Origin of the sequence: Microbacterium sp. TS-1 (genome assembly GCF_000509385.1) — a bacterium.
GTDB lineage: Bacteria > Actinomycetota > Actinomycetes > Actinomycetales > Microbacteriaceae > Microbacterium > Microbacterium arborescens.
The window spans coordinates 240,800-257,806 of sequence record NZ_BASQ01000002.1; the positions used below are offsets into that span (position 1 = coordinate 240,800).

The window sequence follows — 17,007 nt, forward strand, 5'->3', positions numbered from 1 at the left end:
ACGCTGGGAACGGCGCGCCATATCCTTCCGTCGGCATGCCAGGCCGCGAGGGCCGCGCGGGCGCGCGCACGCACGCGGAATACACCCTCCACAGGCCCGTCTGCGACGACGCGATGCGAAGCGGTGCAGCGGTCGATCACGCATTGCGGACGACCGGCACGCGCGGGATGCCGGGCGCCCCCTCACGATCGCCGCAAGCCGGCGGTTCCTGATCAGTCCCACTCGGCCAGGCCCGGTGGCTGAGGCGACCGAGCCGCTCCCCGGGGTAGTAGATCGGCGAGGGTAGCTCGCCACCCCTGAGTCACTCCGGCGGACCTGCTCGAGAGCGCGCCTGAACGCTGAACACGCCGGCCGGCGAGGCGACGACGACGGTCACGGTCACGCCGTCCACCTCGCACGCGGCGAACGCCAGCCCGGCGTGCGCGACGACCTGGCCGGCTCGTTCGCACGGCGCTCCCCCGACGAACCCGAGCGCAGCATCGGCCGCCGCGAGCGCCGCGGTGTCGGCGGCCGCAGACACCCGCGCCGACTGGATCGCCGCGACTCCCGCCAGCACGCAGCCCGCGGAGACCGTCGCCGTCACCGCGAGAACACCGATGGCCGTCGCGACGCCGGCCATCAGAGCCCTCCGGAGAGCGCGCAGGACTCCGCCCGCAGCGCTGGCAACGGCAACGGGATGCCGTGATGGGCCGTCGCGATCGCACAGGTGAGATCCGCGTCGGACCGGAGCTCGAGCGCCGCGCCCCCGACCGCTGTCTGCACGACCGCTGATGCCCTCCCGGCGTCCTCGCCCCGCGCGACGAGCCGTGCCGCCTGAGCCGCCGCGTGCTCGAGACGAATCTGCGTGCCCGCCGCCGCCAGCGCGGCGACGGCGAGCAGCACCAGAAGCATCGCCGCCGGCACGACGACCGCGAACTCGGCGGCGGCCGAGCCGCGATCGTCACGGCGGAACCTCATTCGACGGTCAACGCCCGTCGTACGAGATCGGTGAGGATGCCGCGCACCTCGTCGCTGCGCATGATCACCACCAGCAAACCGGCGAAGGCCACGGCGGCCATCGTCGCGATGGCGTATTCCGCCGTCGCGGCGCCGGACTCGTCGGCGAACAGCTTCGCGGCGCGCGCCCGCGTCAATCGAGGAAAGGATCGGTTCATGTCTGCTCCGTTCTGTGGATGCGTGTTCGGATCGGGCACGGTGGGCACGGTCTGGGTCTGGTCGGACGCGATCGAGCTCGCGCAGGGGTGGCCGCGTCACAGCGTCACCGAGGCGCTCGTCATCGCGCTGAGGAGCATCGGTGCGACGCCGATCAGGAGGAACGCGGGCAGGGTGCAGACCCCGAGCGGCAGCAGCAGCCGCGATGTCAGCTGCGCCGCACGCATCCGCCCCTCGATCCGGGCGCGGTGGCGCTCGAGCTCCGCGGTGGCGCGCAGAAGGTCCACTGCGGGCACCCCTGCGGATGTCGAGAGGTCGAGCACCTCGCGGTCTGCAGCCGCAGCCGCGACGTCGACGGAGGCCAGCACCTCTTCCGCCCGGCCGATCGAGACGCCGCTCGACAGGGCGATCGCAAGCAGTTCGGCCGACATACCGGGAACACCGTCGACCGATCGGGCGCGCGCCACGAGCCGACGCGTCCACACCTGCGCTCCCACCATCAGCAGCGCCCCGACGACGAGGCATGCCGCACCCACGGGATGCCGCAGGGTGGCGAGCACGTCGAAACCGAGCAGCAGTGCGAGCGCCACGGCGACGAGCGGGAGCCACCCGACAAGCCGGGCCGTCGCCGTGGGTTCGGCGAGCGCGACACGGATGTCATCGCGAGCCTGTTGGGCGTCACGCAGAGCCTCGGCCATCCCGCGCAGCGTGCTCGCCAGCGGAGCGCCCACGGTCGTGGCGACATGCCAGGCCGCCGCGACCTCGCGCCACGCGCCGGGTTCCGCAGCGATGGCGTCGGTGAGGGGCTCACCCGCCCGTCGTCGTTCGTGCACCCGCCGGGATGCGGAGTCGCCCGAGGCGGCCAGGTGCTCCCAAGCCGCATCGGGTGCGATTCCGGCTTCGAGCAGCACGGCGAGACGGTGCAGGACGGGCGCCGCCTCCGCTGCCGCGGCATCCGTCTCGACCGGAGGACGGCGCGAGTGCCACGGGAATCTCATTCCGGCTCCTCGATCCCGAGGCGCCCGTCTCGCAGGACCGGGCGGGCGATTCCCTCGACCCGGCGAACGCCGTCGACGTTCCTGACGTGGACGATCGCACCGATCGCGCTCACCACCTGTCGGGCGACGCCGTGATCGTCGAGGCCCGCCAGCGCACCGAGCGCCTCGAGCCGCGCCGGCACGTCGGCGAGACCGCTGGCATGCACGGTGCCGGCGCCGCCGTGGTGCCCCGTGTTCAGGGCGGTGAGCAGCTCGCGAACCTCCTCGCCGCGGCACTCCCCCACCACGAGCCGATCGGGTCGCATGCGCAGCGCCTCTCGCACCAGACGGGCCAGCGGTACCGCCCCGGCCCCCTCGAGATTCGGCTGACGGGCTTCGAGTCGCACGTGATGGGGGTGATCGAGCCTCAGCTCGGCGACATCCTCGATCGTGACGATCCGGTCAGTCGGGCTCGCGGCGGACAGGAGCGCTGCGAGGAGCGTCGTCTTCCCGGCGCCCGTGGCCCCCGTGACGAGGAGATTGGTGCGGTCCGCGACGAGCCGACGAAGGTCTGTCGCGACCGCGGCGTCGAACATCCCGCGCTGCTCGAGATCGGCAAGACTCAGCTGCTCGATCGCCGGGAGCCGGATCGAGATCACCGAACCCCCGCAGGCCACCGGCGAAAGCACGGCGTGCACCCGGATGCCGCCGGCCCAACGCACGTCGGCACAGGGTGTCGCATCGTCGATATGTCGTCCGCCGAGGGCGATCAGCGCGACAGCAAGAGCGCGGACCTCGCCATCGCTGGGCCGCCACCGGCCCACGTGCTCGGCGCCGCGCCCGCGGTCGACGAAGACGCCGCGCTCTCCGTTGACGAAGACGTCCGTGACGGCCGGGTCGATCAGATGCTCGCGCAGTGGATCGAGCGCAGCATCGTCGGGAAGCTTGCGCTGCGGCGCCGGAGTCGGCGCCGCAGGGGGTTTCGGACGCGCGGCCCCACCAGACTCTCGGCGCGGTACGACGACGAATGCTGATGCCATGCCCCGACACTAGGAATCGTCGGGATCATCAACCGCTCCGCGGTCCCAGATGCTGGACAATCGGCGTCGGTGGCCCGGTGGGGAGAAGACGCGACGAGCAACGCCGCCGCGCGGCTGTGCGCGGCGGTCCAGCCCGAGAAAAAGAAGAAGGACGGCACCCCACATTGGGGGATAGGGGTGCCGTCCACGCAACGTCCCGCCGCTTGGGGGGTAGGTCGGGCCGCCACGGGCGCGATCGATGTCGCAGCCACGGATCAGCTTACGCTGTCGAACCCGCTGCGACCCAATCACCGCACCGCCGCGCCACTCTCGGCACGACCACCCACTATCGGCGGTAGTCTCCTGATCTCGCCGCGGTCTAGATTGACCGCACGCCGCCGTGCGCGGCGCCATCGACCGCGAAGGAGCGCGCCGTATGAGCAGCCAGATCGACCACCTGCTGACCGAGACCCGGCGTTTCGCGCCGTCGCCGGAGTTCGCCGCATCCGCCGTCGGCACCGCCGAGCTCTACGAGCGCGCGGCAGCCGACCGCGAGGGCTTCTGGGCCGACCAGGCCCGGGAGCTGCACTGGCACAAGCCCTTCACGCAGGTGCTCGACTGGTCCAACCCCCCGTTCGCGGAGTGGTTCGCCGACGGTGAGCTGAATGTCGCGTACAACTGCCTCGACCGCCACGTCGAGGCGGGTCTCGGCGACCGTGTGGCGCTGCTGTGGGAGGGCGAGCCGGGTGATGACCGCGCCGTGACCTACGGCGAGCTCACCGACGAGGTGAAGCGCCTCGCCAACGTCCTGACCGGGCTCGGGATCGAGCAGGGCGACCGTGTCGCGATCTACATGCCGATGATCCCCGAGGCCGTCGCCGCGATGCTCGCCGTCGCCCGCGTCGGCGCCGTCCACTCCGTCGTCTTCGGCGGGTTCTCGGCCGACAGCCTGCGGACCCGCATCGACGACGCCGGCGCCAAGCTGGTGATCACCGCCGACGGCGGCTATCGCAAGGGCAAGGTCTCGCCGCTCAAGCCCGCCGTCGACCAGGCGCTGGCCGACCGGGGCGCCGGCCCGCAGCTCACCGTCGAGCACGTCATCGTCGTGCGGCGCGGCGGCAACGACATCGAGTGGAATGACGAGCGCGACCTGTGGTGGCACGACGTCGTGCCCGCAGCCTCCCCCGATCACGAAGCGCAGGCGTTCCCCGCCGAGAACCCGCTGTTCATCCTTTACACCTCGGGCACGACCGGAAAGCCGAAGGGCATCCTGCACACCTCGGGCGGCTACCTGACGCAGGCCGCGTTCACCAACCGCGTCGTGCACGACCTGCACGCCGAGACGGACGTCTACTGGTGCACCGCCGACATCGGCTGGGTCACCGGCCACAGCTACGTCACGTACGGCCCGCTCGCCAACGGCGCGACGCAGGTGCTCTACGAGGGAACCCCCGACACGCCCCACTCGGGCCGCTCGTGGGAGATCATCCAGAAGTACGGCGTGACGATCTACTACACCGCCCCCACCGCGATCCGGTCCTTCATGAAGGTCGGCCGCCAGGTTCCGGCGCAGTACGACCTGTCGAGCATCCGCCTGCTCGGTTCGGTGGGCGAGCCCATCAACCCCGAAGCGTGGATGTGGTACCGCAAGGTCATCGGCGGCAAGAAGGCCCCGATCGTCGACACGTGGTGGCAGACGGAGACCGGCGCCATCATGATCTCCGCGCTGCCGGGCGTCACCGAGACGAAGCCCGGATCGGCGCAGGTCGCACTCCCCGGCATCTCGATCGACGTCGTCGACGAGGAGGGCAACCGCGTGGGCGAGGGCAACGGCGGACTGCTCGTCATCACCGAGCCCTGGCCGAGCATGCTGCGCGGCATCTGGGGCGACCCCGACCGCTTCGTCGAGACCTACTGGGAGAAGTTCCAGAAGCAGGGCTACTACTTCGCAGGCGACGGTGCCCGCCTCGACGACGACGGCGACATCTGGCTCATGGGCCGCGTCGACGACGTCATGAACGTCTCGGGCCACCGTCTGTCGACGACCGAGATCGAATCCGCGCTCGTCGCGCACGAGTCGACCGCCGAGGCCGCGGTCGTCGGAGCATCGGACGAGACCACGGGCCAGGCCGTCGTAGCCTTCGTCATCATCAAGCAGAGCTACCTCGACGCGCACTCCCCCGACGGTCTCGCGACGTCGCTCCGGCAGTGGGTCGGCGAGCAGATCGGCCCCATTGCACGGCCCCGCGACGTCTACATCGTCGGCGAGCTGCCGAAGACCCGCTCGGGCAAGATCATGCGTCGTCTGCTGCGGGATGTCGCCGAGGGCCGTGAGGTCGGCGACACCACGACGCTGGCCGACACCGCGGTGATGTCGGTCATCAGCGCTCAGCTGAAGTAGCTCGCGACCGGCCTCGATCGCGTCACTCGGCGTCGCGGTCGAGGCCGCGCGCCCGGATCTCCTCGATGTCGAGGTCGGCAAGGATGCGCCTCGCCACGAGGTCGTCGATCGTGCCGTCGCGCCGCAGGCGCAGCAGCACCTCGCGCTTGCGGTCGAGCATCGCCAGCCGCAGCCGCGTCGCCTCCCGGTGCCGGATGAGCGGCGAGCGCTGCGTCAGGTCGATGTCGTCGCTGACGGCGAGCATCTCGAGCTGCGGCGCAGGCCGGTGCCCGTCCCCGTCCGATGGCCCGGGCGGCACCGGGCCCATGCGCGAGGCATCCTCGTCGGACGAGTCGTCGTCGATGTCGGCATCCGAATCGCGTTCCTCGGCCGCCCGCTGACGCGCGACGGCGCGGGCGTTCGCGAGCTCGAGGCGTTCGTAGCCCTCGTGACGGGCACGGTCGCGAACACGATCGCTGACCCCGTGCTCTGCGGCGAGGTCGTCGAGAGCTGCGAGGGCGGCGCCCGAAATGGCCCGCTGGGCGAGCTCGTACTCCTCGATCGCCGCATCGTCGGCGGGCAGCTTCGCCCAGCGGATGACGACGGGGAGCAGCGGCCCCTGCACGAGCAGCGTGAGCACGATGACGCCCGCCGTGACGAACACGATCGAGTCGCGCCCCTCGACCGGCTCACCCGACGCCGTCGTGATCGGCACCGACAGTGCGATGGCGAGCGAGACGGCCCCGCGGAACCCCGACACGGTGCTGACGACGCGCGAACGGTGCCGGAGCGACCTGCTCGACCCGGCCGCCGGACGCGAGAAGGGCGAGAACAGCCACTGGAACAGGTAGCGCACGACGAACAGCGCCACCCATGCCGCGACGGTGACGAGAAGCAGGATGCCGATCTCCGACGGCGAGATCTCGTGCAGAACCAGCTGCACCTCGAGGCCGATCAGCACGAACAGCGCACCGTTGAGCAGATACACCCCGAACGGCCAGGTGGCATCGGCGGCCCGGCGCGACATCGCCGTCGTGATGCGCGGCGACACCCAGGCGACGATGAGCCCCGCGAAGACGACGGCGAGCACCCCGGACGCCTCGATCAGCTCGGCGACCAGGAAGGCGACGAACGGGACGAGCAGCAGCGTCAGGTTGATCGTCAGGGTCGACTGCATCCGTCGCAGGGCGAGGAAGGCGAGGGCTGCGACCGCGATGCCGGCCGCCGCCCCGCCGAGGTACGACAGCAGCACCATGCCCGTGATCGAGAGCGCGCTCACCTGGTCGCCGAGGAGGAGCGAGACCGCGATGGCGTAGAGGACGAGGGCGGTGCCGTCGTTCGTGAGGCTCTCCGCTTTGAGCTTCATGAAGGTGCGGGCGGGCAGCAGCCGGCCGAGGGCGGCCACGGCGGTGGCGTCGGGCGGCGCGACGGCCGCGCCGAGCACGAGGGCGGCCTCCCACGGCACACCCAGCCACGTCGCGACGGCCGCGACGGCGAATGCCGAGGCGACGACGAGCAGGGTGCTCATCGGCACGATGTAGCGGAGCGACCGGCGGACCGAACGCAGCGACGTCGTCCACGCCTCGCGGAACAGCAGCACCGGCAGGAACAGCAGCAGCACCGTCTCCGGCGGCAGCTCGATGGCACGCAGCTCGGGGATGAACCCGAGCAGCAGACCGATCACGAGCAGCACCAGCGGCGTCGCGACGCGCAACCGCGGCGCCAGGACGGTTCCGACGAGAAGGGCGATGCCCAGCAGAACCGTGACCTCGAGTCCCTGCATCCCTACCGCCCTTCCGCGTGGTCCACACCAGAGCGTAGGGCCGCGAGCCACGGCACGGGCGGTGTTCCGCCCGAGGTTCGCGGTGGGCGGAGCGCCCGGCGATCAGACCAGGGCGAAGACGACCTCGACCTCGACCGGCGAGTCGAGCGGCAGCACCGGCACCCCGACCGCCGACCGTGCGTGACGACCGGCCTCGCCGAAGATCTCGCCCAGCACTTCGCTCGCGCCGTTGATGACGCCGGGCTGGCCGGTGAACTCGGGGACGGAGGCAACGAATCCGGTCACCTTCACGACCCGAGCGAGGTTGTCGACGCCGCCGGCCACATCCGCTGCGGCGGCGACGGCGTTGAGCGCGCACTGGCGAGCGAGGTCCTTGGCCGTCACGGGCGCGACGAGGGCATCGCCCTCGCCGACCTTGCCGGTCGCGGGCAGCGAGCCGTCGACCATGGGCAGCTGCCCCGACGTGTAGACGAGTCCGTCGTGCTCGGTCGCGGGGATGTATGCCGCGACGGGCGGAACGACGGGCGGAAGCTGGATGCCGAGCTCCGTCAGCCGTGCAGAGACGCTCATGCGCCCGTCCCCTCGAACTGCTGAGCGGCCTGCTGGGCGGCGCCGAGACCGGCGTTGGCCGCTCCGCCGCCGACCGGACGCTTGAAGTACGCGACGAGACCGCCCTCGGGGCCCGGCACGACCTGCACGAGCTCCCACCCCTGCTTGCCCCAGTTGTTGAGGATCGCCGCGGTGTTGTGGATCAGCAGGGGCGTGGTGAGGTACTCCCACGTCGTCATCGGGGCTCCGATCTTCGGCTTTCGCTCGCGCGCCGGCATGCGCGGAGGCACGCGCGCAAGGGGTGGTCCTGAGGCGGATGCCCAGGTATCTCGCTTACGATCACCCTATGCCTCACAAGAAACGCACGGCCACCGGTGTGCTCGGCGGTCTCGCCGGCCTGGTCGGCCTGAGCGCTGTGGCCGGGATCCTCGTCACCGCGACCGTGACCCCCGCCATCGCCGTGTCGGGTTACGCAGCGACCAGCGCGATCGACGTCTTCGACAACATGCCGAGCTACCTCGAGGTCGACGAGCTCATGCTGCCGACCGAGTTCTACCGCAAGGACGCAGACGGCAACGACGTCCTCATGACGCAGTTCTACGACCAGAACCGCATCCCCGTCACGTGGGACGAGGTCGCGCCGGTCATGTTCGACGCGATCACCTCGAGCGAGGACAAGAACTACTACACGCACGGCGGCGTCGACCTCGTCGGCACGGCCAGCGCGGTGCTCGGCAACCTCCGCGGCAGCGACACGCGCGGTGGCTCGTCGATCACGCAGCAGTACGTCAAGAACGTGCTGCAGCAGGCCTGTGAGAAGGAGGCCAAGTCGCAGGAGGAGGTCGAGGCGTGCTTCCGCTCGACGACGGTCGCCTCCGGCACCGACGGCATCGAGCGCAAGCTGCAGGAGATGCGCTACGCGATCCAGCTCGAGAAGCGGTATCCCAAGAACGAGATCCTGCTCGGCTATCTCAACATCGCGCACTTCGGTGGCACCGTCTACGGCATCGGGGCAGCGTCGCAGTACTACTTCGGCGTGCCCGCGTCGCAGCTCACGATCGGCCAGGCCGCCGCGATCGCCGGCATGGTGCAGGAGCCGAACACCTACCGTCTCGATCGGCCCGACAGCGAGTCGAACGGCGCCGCCAACGGCTACGAGCTGACGAAGGATCGCCAGATCTACGTCCTCAATCGCATGTTCTCGGACGGCAAGATCACGCAGGAAGAGCGGGATGCCGCCATCGCGGAGCCCATCACCCCCAACATCCAGGAGCGCCCGCAGGGCTGCCAGCTCGCCGCCGGCGCCGAGTTCTTCTGCGAGTACGTGCGCAACATCGTCCTCGATGATCCCGCCTTCGGCGAGTCGCTCGAGGAGCGCCAGCAGAACCTGCGCCGCGGCGGCATGAAGATCTACACGACCCTCGACCCGCAGCTCCAGGATGCCGCGCTCGACGCGATGTCCGTCGTGCCCGCGACCGACGACCGTCTGAACCTCGGCGCCTCCGGCGTCCAGGTCGAGGTCGGCACCGGCCGCGTGCTCTCCATGGTGCAGAACCGTCCGTTCGCGCCCACGGGGGACGAAGCGGGCACAGTGACCCCGGTCAACTACAACGTGCGCAACCAGGACGGCGGCGGCGGTCACTCCGCCGGCTCGACCTACAAGGTGTTCAGCCTCATCAACTGGCTCGAGCAGGGTCACTCCGTCAATGAGGTGCTCAACGGCCGCGTCGGGAACAAGCGGGTGCTAACGAGCTGCGACGGCGCGACGCAGAACGTCCGCACCGGCAACAGCGGCCGCGCGAACGAGATCGGCAACTTCCAGAGCAGCAACGGCTACTCCGGCACGATCAAGAAGTTCACCGAGGACTCGCTGAACTCGGGCTTCCTCGCGATGGCCGAGCGCATCTCGGTCTGCTCGACCAACCAGGTCGCGATGAAGATGGGCGTCATGCAGTCCAACGGCGAGCCGCTGGACATCAACAACAACCCTTACGACGTGCTGGGGTCCGCCGCGGTCGCTCCCATCGACATGGCGGAGGCGTACGCCGCGATCGCCGGCGGTGGCATGCGGTGCGAGCCGAAGGTCATCGACCGCGCCGTGAACTCCGCGGGCGAGGACATCACGCCGCAGACGAGCTGCGACCAGGCCATCTCGGCCAACGTCGCCGCCACAGCCGCGTTCGCGCTCGAGGGCGTCATGAACGCGACGGGTCAGGGCGCCCGAATCTTCGATGGTGTGCCGGTGTTCGGAAAGACCGGTATCCACGAGTACGAGCACACCTGGATGGACGGCGCGAGCACCAAGGTCGCCACCGTGGTCTGGGTCGGCAACGTCGACGGCTTCGCGAAGCTCAACGAGTACCGTGTGAACGGCTGGCGCCTGGATCAGATCCGAAACGCGATCTGGCCGAAGATGCAGGGCGCGGCGAACGCCAAGTTCGGCGGAGACCGCTTCCCGACTCCGGACACGAACCTCACGAAGAACGTTCTGACCGATCTGCCGAACGTGGTGGGGCAGAACGTCGATGAGGCACGCGGCACCCTCGAGGCGGCCGGCTTCGCCGTGAACGTCGCCGAGCCCACCGACTCGACCGAACCCGAGGGCCGGATCGTCTCGCAGGACCCTGGTGCGGGTCGTGCCCCGGGCGGCACGACGGTGACCATCACCCCGAGCAACGGCCAGGGCGCAACGGTGCCGCCGGTGACGGGCAACCCGCAGGAGGCGGAACGCCAACTGCGAGCGGCAGGCTTCACCAGCGTGACGACGGCGTGCACCGAGAAGGACGATTCGCCGCAGCCGACGGTGACGGGCACCAGTCCCGCCGCGGGCGAGGCGGTCGGCCGCGGGACGCAGATCACCATCGAGTACACCGCGAAGACCTGCTGATGGCCGGCGTCCGCAGGACGCTCTCCACGATCGCCACCGCCGGCGCCTTGGGCGCCGGCGGTGCGGTCGTGTGGGGGGTCGGAATCGAGCGCTATCTGTTCACCGCCCGGCGTCACGAGGTTTCCGTGCTGCCGGCCGGTAGCCCGAGTATCACCGTGCTGCACCTCTCCGACGCCCATATGGCGCCGTGGCAGCAGCGCAAGCAGCGGTGGATCGCAGACCTCGCCGAGCAGACGCAGCCCGATCTCGTGGTCAACACGGGCGACAACCTCGGCCACACCCGAGGCCTCGACGGCATCCGCCGGGCCTTCGCTCCCCTGCGCGGCGTGCCCGGATTCTTCGTCCACGGTTCGAACGACGTGTACGAGCCGAGCGGACGGAACCCCCTGCGGTACTTCACGGGCCCGTCGCAGCACGCCAAGGCGGCGCCGAAGCTCGATACGGCGGCGATGGACTCGTTCTTCGCAGGCGACCTCGGCTGGTCCGAGCTCGACAACGCCGCCGCCACGGTGCGCGTGGCCGGCCTGCGGATCGACGGCATCGGCGTCGACGACGCTCACCGCGACTGGGACGACCTCGACGCGCTCCCCGGCGCTCTGGCAGCCCTGGAAGGCCGCAAGCGCGCCGACCTGACCCTCGGGGTCACCCATGCCCCGTATCGCCGCGTGCTCGACCGTTTCGTCGATCTGGGAGCCGACATGATCTTCGGCGGGCACACCCACGGCGGGCAGGTGCGGATCCCCTTCGCCTCCCGCGCCCTCGTCGCCAACTGCGACGTCCCCCTCGACCAGGCGCGCGGACTGAGCTCGTGGGGCCCGACGTCTGTGCCGCTGAACGTCAGTGCGGGTCTCGGACACTCCATCTACGCGCCCGTGCGGTTCGGATGCCGCCCGGAGGCATCCGTCATCGTCCTCCGCGCCCGGGCGTGAGCCGATTCGTCTTCCGAGCGAGATCGGGGTAAGCTTGGAGGGTTGCCACGGGGTGTGGCGCAGCTTGGTAGCGCGCGTCGTTCGGGACGACGAGGCCGCAGGTTCAAATCCTGTCACCCCGACAGCGAAGAGGCTCCGCCGCGAGGCGGGGCCTCTTTCATGCCACCGGAGAACGGAGCACGGATGCCCATCCCCCGCCTGGTCGCCTTCGACCTCGACGACACGCTCGCTCCCTCGAAGAGCGCCATCGACCCGCGCATCGGACGCCAGCTGCTCGAGCTCGCGGCCCGCGTCGAGGTCGCGATCATCTCCGGCGGACAGCTCGCGCAGTTCACCGCTCAGGTCGTCGACCAGCTGCCCGAGACGGATGCCGAACTGCTGTCGCACTTCCACCTGCTTCCGACCTGCGGCACCCAGTACTACCGCCTCTCCCCCGCCGGCATCGAGACGATCTACGCCCGCTCGCTGACCGACGACCAGAAGACCCGCGCCCTCGCCGCTGTCGAGGAGGAGGCGCGTCGCCTCGGGCTGTGGGAGACCGAGACCTGGGGTCCCATCCTCGAAGACCGCGGATCGCAGATCACCTTCTCGGCGCTCGGTCAGCAGGCTCCCGTCGACGCGAAGATGGCGTGGGACCCGACCGGCGAGAAGAAGAACGCGCTGCGCGCGGCGGTCGCGGACCGCATCCCCGACCTCGAGGTGCGCGCCGGCGGCTCGACGTCGGTCGACATCACCGAGCGCGGCATCGACAAGGCATACGGCATGACCCGTCTCATCGAGCAGAGCGGCATCCCCCAGGACGACATCCTGTTCGTCGGCGACCGTCTCGACGAGAACGGCAACGACTACCCCGTGCTCGCGATGGGCGTGGCCTGCCACGCGGTCGAGGGCTGGGAGGACACCGCCGACTTCCTCGACCGGCTCATCCCCACGCTTCCGCTGCGCTGATGCGCTGAAGCGGACGACCCCGCACGACACGTGCTCGGGCCCCGGGCCGGCCAGCCGATCGGCTGCCGGCACCGGGGCCCGCTGCTTTGCGTCCCGTCGTCAGGCTCGGGATGCGGTTTTGGCGCGCGACGGGGCGCGACGCGGGGCTGAGCCTGCGATCGGCACGAGCCGCTGGAGCTGAGTGACGTGACGGGGCTCGAGCTCCTCGAGGCTCGAGACGCCGAGCAGCTGCATCGTTCGCTCGATCTCGCTGCGGAGGATCGCGATCGTGCGGTCGACACCCTGCCGACCGCCGGCCATGAGCCCGTAGAGGTATGCGCGCCCGATCAGCGTGAACTTCGCACCCTGCGCGATCGAGGCGACGATGTCGGCGCCGTTCATGATGCCGGTGTCGACCATGACGGTCGCGTCCTTGCCCACCTCGCGCACGACCTGCGGCAGGAGATGGAACGGCACGGGGGCGCGGTCGAGCTGGCGACCGCCGTGGTTCGAGAGCACGATGCCGTCGACCCCGAGGTCGATGAGCCGCTTGGAGTCCTCGACGTTCTGGACGCCCTTGACCACGATCTTCCCGGGCCACATGCCACGGATGACCTCGAGGTCGTCGTAGCTGATGGTGGGATCCATCGCGGCGTTGAGCAGCTCGCCGACGGTGCCCCCGGTGGTCGTGAGGGACGCGAACTCGAGCTTGGGCGTCGTCAGGAAGTCGATCCACCACCAGGGGCGCGGGATGGCGTTGACGATCGTGCCGACGGTCAGGGCGGGCGGGATCGAGAATCCGTTCCGCTTGTCGCGCAGGCGGGCACCCGCGACGGGGGTGTCGACGGTGAACATCAGGGTGTCGAAGCCCGCCTCGGCGGCCCGCTTGACGAGGCCGTACGAGATCTCTCGGTCGCGCATGACGTAGAGCTGGAACCAGTTGCGTCCGTGCGGGTTCGCGGCGCGGACGCCCTCGATCGAGGTCGTTCCGAGCGTCGAGAGGGTGAACGGGATGCCGGCCGCGCCCGCGGCGGACGCTCCGGCGCTCTCGCCCTCGGTCTGCATGAGGCGGGTGAATCCCGTCGGGGCGATTCCGAACGGCAGGGCCGAGCGCCCGCCGAGGATCTCCGTGGACATGTCGACCGACTCTGCCGGACGCAGGATGTCGGGGTGGAACTCGATGTCCTGGAACGCCTGGCGCGCTCGCGCGAGCGAGATCTCGCCCTCGGCAGCGCCGTCGGTGTAGTCGAACGCCGCCTTGGGCGTCCGGCGCTTCGCGATGGTCCGCAGGTCGTCGATCGTCAGGGCCGACGTGAGCCGGCGGCGACGACCGTTCAGATCCGGGGCCTTGAACTGCATCAGTTCGAGCAGCTCGGGGATCTTGGGCAGCTGACGGGTGACCATGTCTCTCCTCTGTTCCGGCCGGGGGCCGAAGGGGTCGGTCGGATGGATTCAGGTGGATTCGGGGCGGACGGGGTTCGCTGACGCGTAGTACCCCGTGATGTGGTCGTGGACGGCGGTGCGGGCATCCGCGACCCGCCGCTCGTCGATCGCGGCCACGATCGCGTTGTGCTCGTCGCGCAGGCGGTCGACCGCGCTGTTCCAGTCGGGAATGCGCGCGGCACCCTCGAGCACGTAGTCCTCGATCGAGGAGCGGAGGCCGGCCATCATCGCGGCGACGACCTCGTTTCCCGACGCCTCGGCCAGGGCGACGTGAAACTGGGCGTCCAGCGCCAGGAAGTCGGCGGGACTGAGGTCAGCGGCGTCCATCGCGTGGAGCGCCTCGCGGGCCCGTTCGAGATCCACGTCGGACGAGCCGGCGAGCTCGCCGGCGACCCACTCCTCGAGCAGGAGACGCGTGTTCACGACATCCGAGATTGCGAAACCCTGCGCCGCGACCTGCAGGCGCAGCAGAGCCTGCATGCCGCCGGTCGGCCGCGCGACCACGATCGCGCCGGCGCTGGGACCCGAACCGGTCGCGGTGCGGATGAGGCCCATGACCTCGAGCACGCGCAACGCCTCTCGGACGCTCGAACGCCCGACGCCGAGCTGCGCGACGAGGTCGCGTTCGGACGGCAGCCGGTCGCCGGGACCGAGCTTGCCGGCGAGCAGATCGGACTCGATCTTCTCCAGTACGACGCGCCAGGCGCGCGCCGGGGTTCCGTCGGCCATGACGCCCCTCTCGTTGGTGGCCGGACCACGATACATCTTGTGGTCTGACCGCGCAAAGCGCTGGACGGGCGCGTCGTGAAACGTATCAGGCGCGAGTCGCGTCAGGCGAGGCGACCACCCGACTCGCGGAGGTAGCACTCGGCACACATCGACTCGTAGGTGACACGATCGAGAGCGAGCTCGTCGATCGCGACCTGGTCGCCCTCGAACACGAAGCGTCCACCGACCAGACGGGCGTTGAAGAGCGCCTTCCGTCCGCAGCGACAGATCGTCTTGAGCTCCTCGAGGCTGTGCGCCAGCTCCATCAGCCGAGCGGAACCGGGAAAGGCCCGGGTCTGGAAATCGGTACGGATGCCGTAGGCCAGCACCGGGACGTTCTCCTCGACGACGGTCCGCAGCAGATCATCGACCTGGTCGGATGTCAGGAACTGCGCTTCGTCGATCAGGAGGCAGGCGACATCCGAACCGGTCTCGGCACGGACGCGATCGCGATGAACGCCGAAGACGGCCCGCAGGTCATCGTCCGCGCCGACGAGGAAGTCGACGTCGCGCTCGACTCCCAGCCGACTGGCGATCTGCCCCGCGCCCTTCGTGTCGATCTCGGGCTTGGCGAGGAGAACGTGCTGGCCGCGCTCTTCGTAGTTGTAAGCCGCCTGCAGAAGAGCCGTCGACTTGCCGGAGTTCATCGCTCCGTAACGGAAGTAGAGCTTGGCCATGCCCGTCAGGGATTGATCGCGAGCGCTTCGGCGGTCGCCTCGATCGAGGAGCGCGCGGCCTCGGCCCGCGGGTTGAGCGGCTGACCGTAGCTGGGGATGAGCTTCTTCAGCTCGGGCTCCCAGCCCGCGATGCGCTCGGGGAAGCACGTCTTGAGAAGTCCGAGCATGATGGATGCCGCCGTCGAAGCGCCCGGCGAAGCGCCCAGCAGACCGGCGATCGATCCGTCCGCGGAGGTCACGACCTCGGTGCCGAACTGCAGCACGCCGCCCTTCTTCGGGTCCTTCTTCATGACCTGAGCACGCTGGCCGGCCTGGATCAGCTCCCAGTCCTCGTCCTTCGCGGTCGGCATGAAGACGCGGAGCGACTCCACCTTCTTGCGGTGGTTCTTCAGCAGCTCGCCGACCAGATACGAGATGAGGCTCGGATTGTCGACCGCGACCTTCAGCATCGGCAGCAGGTTGTGCGGACGCACCTGGGCGACGATGTCGGTGATGCGCCCGTTCTTGAGGAACTTCGGGCTGAAGGTCGCGAACGGACCGAACAGCAGCGACGCCTCGCCGTCGACCACACGCGTGTCGAGATGGGGAACCGACATCGGCGGGGCACCGACGGAGGCCTGCGAGTACACCTTGGCCTTGTGCTGCGACACGACGGCGGGGTTGGTGGTCTTGAGGAACTGCCCGCCGATCGGGAAGACGCCGTACCCCTTGATCTCGGGGATGCCCGACTTCTGCAGCAGCTTCAGCGCCCAGCCTCCCGCGCCGACGAACACGAAGCGCGCGTCGGTGTGGCCGGGGGTCTTGCCGAGGCGATTGCGCCAGAAGACCCGCCACGATCCGTCCTTCTGGCGGCGCAGGGTGCGCACCTCGCGGTCGGTGATGACCTCGACGCCCTGCTCCTGCAGGTGCGAGAACAGCTGACGGGTCAGCGATCCGAAGTCGACATCCGTGCCCGCGGGAACCCGCGTCGCGGCGAACGGCTCGCCCTTGCGGCGCTCCTGCATCAGCAGCGGCGCCCACTGGTTGATGACGCGCGAGTCCTCGGAGTACTCGATGCCCGCGAAGAGGGGCTGGTCCTTGAGGGCCTCGTAGCGGCGCTTGAGGAAGGCGACGTCCTTCTCACCGCGGACGAAGGTCATGTGGGGGGTCGCGTTGATGAACGTCGAGGGCTCGTCCAGGATGCCGCGCTCGATGAGCGAGGCCCAGAGCTGCCGGCTCTGCTGGAACTGCTCGTTGATCGTGATCGCCTTGCCGGGATCGACCGAGCCGTCGGGCGCCTCGGGCGTGTAGTTCAGCTCGCAGAGCGCAGCGTGGCCCGTGCCCGCGTTGTTCCACGGGTTCGAGCTCTCCTGCGCCAGATCCGACAGGCGCTCGTGCACCTCGATCTTCCAATCGGGCTGGAGCTGCTTCAGCAGCACACCGAGCGTGGCACTCATGATGCCCCCGCCGATCAGGACGACGTCGACCTTTTCACTCACGATGCACCAGTCTATCCCGGTGGCGGCGCGCGGCATCC

The 17,007-nt window shown here is 69.8% G+C and carries 16 protein-coding genes and 1 tRNA gene; 5 read left to right on the top strand and 12 right to left on the bottom strand.

The window, feature by feature from the left end; genetic code table 11:
* Window positions 1–301 precede the first annotated feature (301 nt).
* The 5 genes from MTS1_RS13815 to MTS1_RS13835 form a co-directional block, all read right to left on the bottom strand.
* Window positions 302–619: a hypothetical protein gene (locus tag MTS1_RS13815; protein WP_023955028.1), complete on the bottom strand. Its 318-nt coding sequence runs from the start codon at window positions 617–619 to the stop codon at window positions 302–304.
* Window positions 619–957, bottom strand: coding sequence for a TadE family type IV pilus minor pilin (locus MTS1_RS13820; RefSeq protein ID WP_023955030.1), 339 nt, complete (start codon window positions 955–957; stop codon window positions 619–621). The genes MTS1_RS13815 and MTS1_RS13820 overlap by 1 nt, the downstream gene beginning before the upstream one ends.
* The gene (locus MTS1_RS13825; RefSeq protein WP_023955032.1) at window positions 954–1,154 is read right to left on the bottom strand and encodes a DUF4244 domain-containing protein; all 201 of its coding nucleotides are present in this window, start codon (window positions 1,152–1,154) and stop codon (window positions 954–956) included. Before MTS1_RS13825 ends, MTS1_RS13820 begins: the two co-directional genes overlap by 4 nt.
* Before the next feature lie 96 nt (window positions 1,155–1,250).
* Window positions 1,251–2,150: a type II secretion system F family protein gene (locus MTS1_RS13830; protein WP_023955034.1), complete on the bottom strand. Its 900-nt coding sequence runs from the start codon at window positions 2,148–2,150 to the stop codon at window positions 1,251–1,253.
* The gene (locus MTS1_RS13835) at window positions 2,147–3,169 is read right to left on the bottom strand and encodes a TadA family conjugal transfer-associated ATPase (protein WP_023955036.1); all 1,023 of its coding nucleotides are present in this window, start codon (window positions 3,167–3,169) and stop codon (window positions 2,147–2,149) included. Before MTS1_RS13835 ends, MTS1_RS13830 begins: the two co-directional genes overlap by 4 nt.
* 415 nt (window positions 3,170–3,584) lie before the next feature.
* On the opposite strand from MTS1_RS13835, the gene acs reads away from it, so the two are divergent.
* Window positions 3,585–5,549, top strand: coding sequence for an acetate--CoA ligase (gene acs, locus MTS1_RS13840; RefSeq protein ID WP_023955038.1), 1,965 nt, complete (start codon window positions 3,585–3,587; stop codon window positions 5,547–5,549).
* A gap of 22 nt (window positions 5,550–5,571) precedes the next feature.
* On the opposite strand, the gene MTS1_RS13845 is transcribed toward acs, so the two are convergent.
* The 3 genes from MTS1_RS13845 to MTS1_RS13855 form a co-directional block, all read right to left on the bottom strand.
* On the bottom strand, window positions 5,572–7,311 hold the full coding sequence (locus MTS1_RS13845) for a Na+/H+ antiporter (RefSeq protein WP_023955040.1): 1,740 nt from the start codon (window positions 7,309–7,311) through the stop codon (window positions 5,572–5,574).
* Between the two features lie 102 nt (window positions 7,312–7,413).
* Entirely contained in the window at window positions 7,414–7,881 is a 468-nt protein-coding gene (locus MTS1_RS13850; RefSeq protein ID WP_023955042.1) for a RidA family protein, read from the bottom strand.
* Window positions 7,878–8,099 carry a DUF4177 domain-containing protein gene (locus MTS1_RS13855; protein ID WP_023955044.1) on the bottom strand — a complete coding sequence of 74 codons (222 nt, stop codon included), beginning with the start codon at window positions 8,097–8,099 and terminating at the stop codon, window positions 7,878–7,880. The genes MTS1_RS13850 and MTS1_RS13855 overlap by 4 nt, the downstream gene beginning before the upstream one ends.
* Window positions 8,100–8,206: 107 nt before the next feature.
* Between MTS1_RS13855 and MTS1_RS13860 the strand changes: the two genes are divergently transcribed.
* From MTS1_RS13860 to MTS1_RS13875, 4 genes are all read left to right on the top strand, one after another.
* Window positions 8,207–10,747, top strand: coding sequence for a transglycosylase domain-containing protein (locus tag MTS1_RS13860; protein WP_023955046.1), 2,541 nt, complete (start codon window positions 8,207–8,209; stop codon window positions 10,745–10,747).
* Window positions 10,747–11,676 carry a metallophosphoesterase gene (locus tag MTS1_RS13865; protein ID WP_023955048.1) on the top strand — a complete coding sequence of 310 codons (930 nt, stop codon included), beginning with the start codon at window positions 10,747–10,749 and terminating at the stop codon, window positions 11,674–11,676. The genes MTS1_RS13860 and MTS1_RS13865 overlap by 1 nt, the downstream gene beginning before the upstream one ends.
* Window positions 11,677–11,724: 48 nt before the next feature.
* A tRNA-Pro gene (locus MTS1_RS13870) sits at window positions 11,725–11,798 on the top strand.
* A gap of 61 nt (window positions 11,799–11,859) precedes the next feature.
* Window positions 11,860–12,624 carry an HAD-IIB family hydrolase gene (locus tag MTS1_RS13875; RefSeq protein WP_023955050.1) on the top strand — a complete coding sequence of 255 codons (765 nt, stop codon included), beginning with the start codon at window positions 11,860–11,862 and terminating at the stop codon, window positions 12,622–12,624.
* A 99-nt stretch (window positions 12,625–12,723) separates the two neighbouring features.
* Here the strand turns inward: MTS1_RS13875 and MTS1_RS13880 are convergent, their stop codons facing one another.
* The 4 genes from MTS1_RS13880 to MTS1_RS13895 form a co-directional block, all read right to left on the bottom strand.
* Window positions 12,724–14,007, bottom strand: a complete 1,284-nt coding sequence (locus MTS1_RS13880; RefSeq protein ID WP_023955052.1) for an alpha-hydroxy acid oxidase — start codon at window positions 14,005–14,007, stop codon at window positions 12,724–12,726.
* A gap of 48 nt (window positions 14,008–14,055) precedes the next feature.
* Complete coding sequence (locus MTS1_RS13885) at window positions 14,056–14,775, bottom strand: FadR/GntR family transcriptional regulator (RefSeq protein ID WP_023955054.1); 720 nt, start codon at window positions 14,773–14,775, stop codon at window positions 14,056–14,058.
* Between the two features lie 101 nt (window positions 14,776–14,876).
* Window positions 14,877–15,491, bottom strand: coding sequence for a thymidine kinase (locus MTS1_RS13890; RefSeq protein WP_023955056.1), 615 nt, complete (start codon window positions 15,489–15,491; stop codon window positions 14,877–14,879).
* A gap of 5 nt (window positions 15,492–15,496) precedes the next feature.
* Window positions 15,497–17,005, bottom strand: a complete 1,509-nt coding sequence (locus tag MTS1_RS13895) for a malate:quinone oxidoreductase (protein WP_023955058.1) — start codon at window positions 17,003–17,005, stop codon at window positions 15,497–15,499.
* Between the last annotated feature and the right edge of the window lie 2 nt (window positions 17,006–17,007).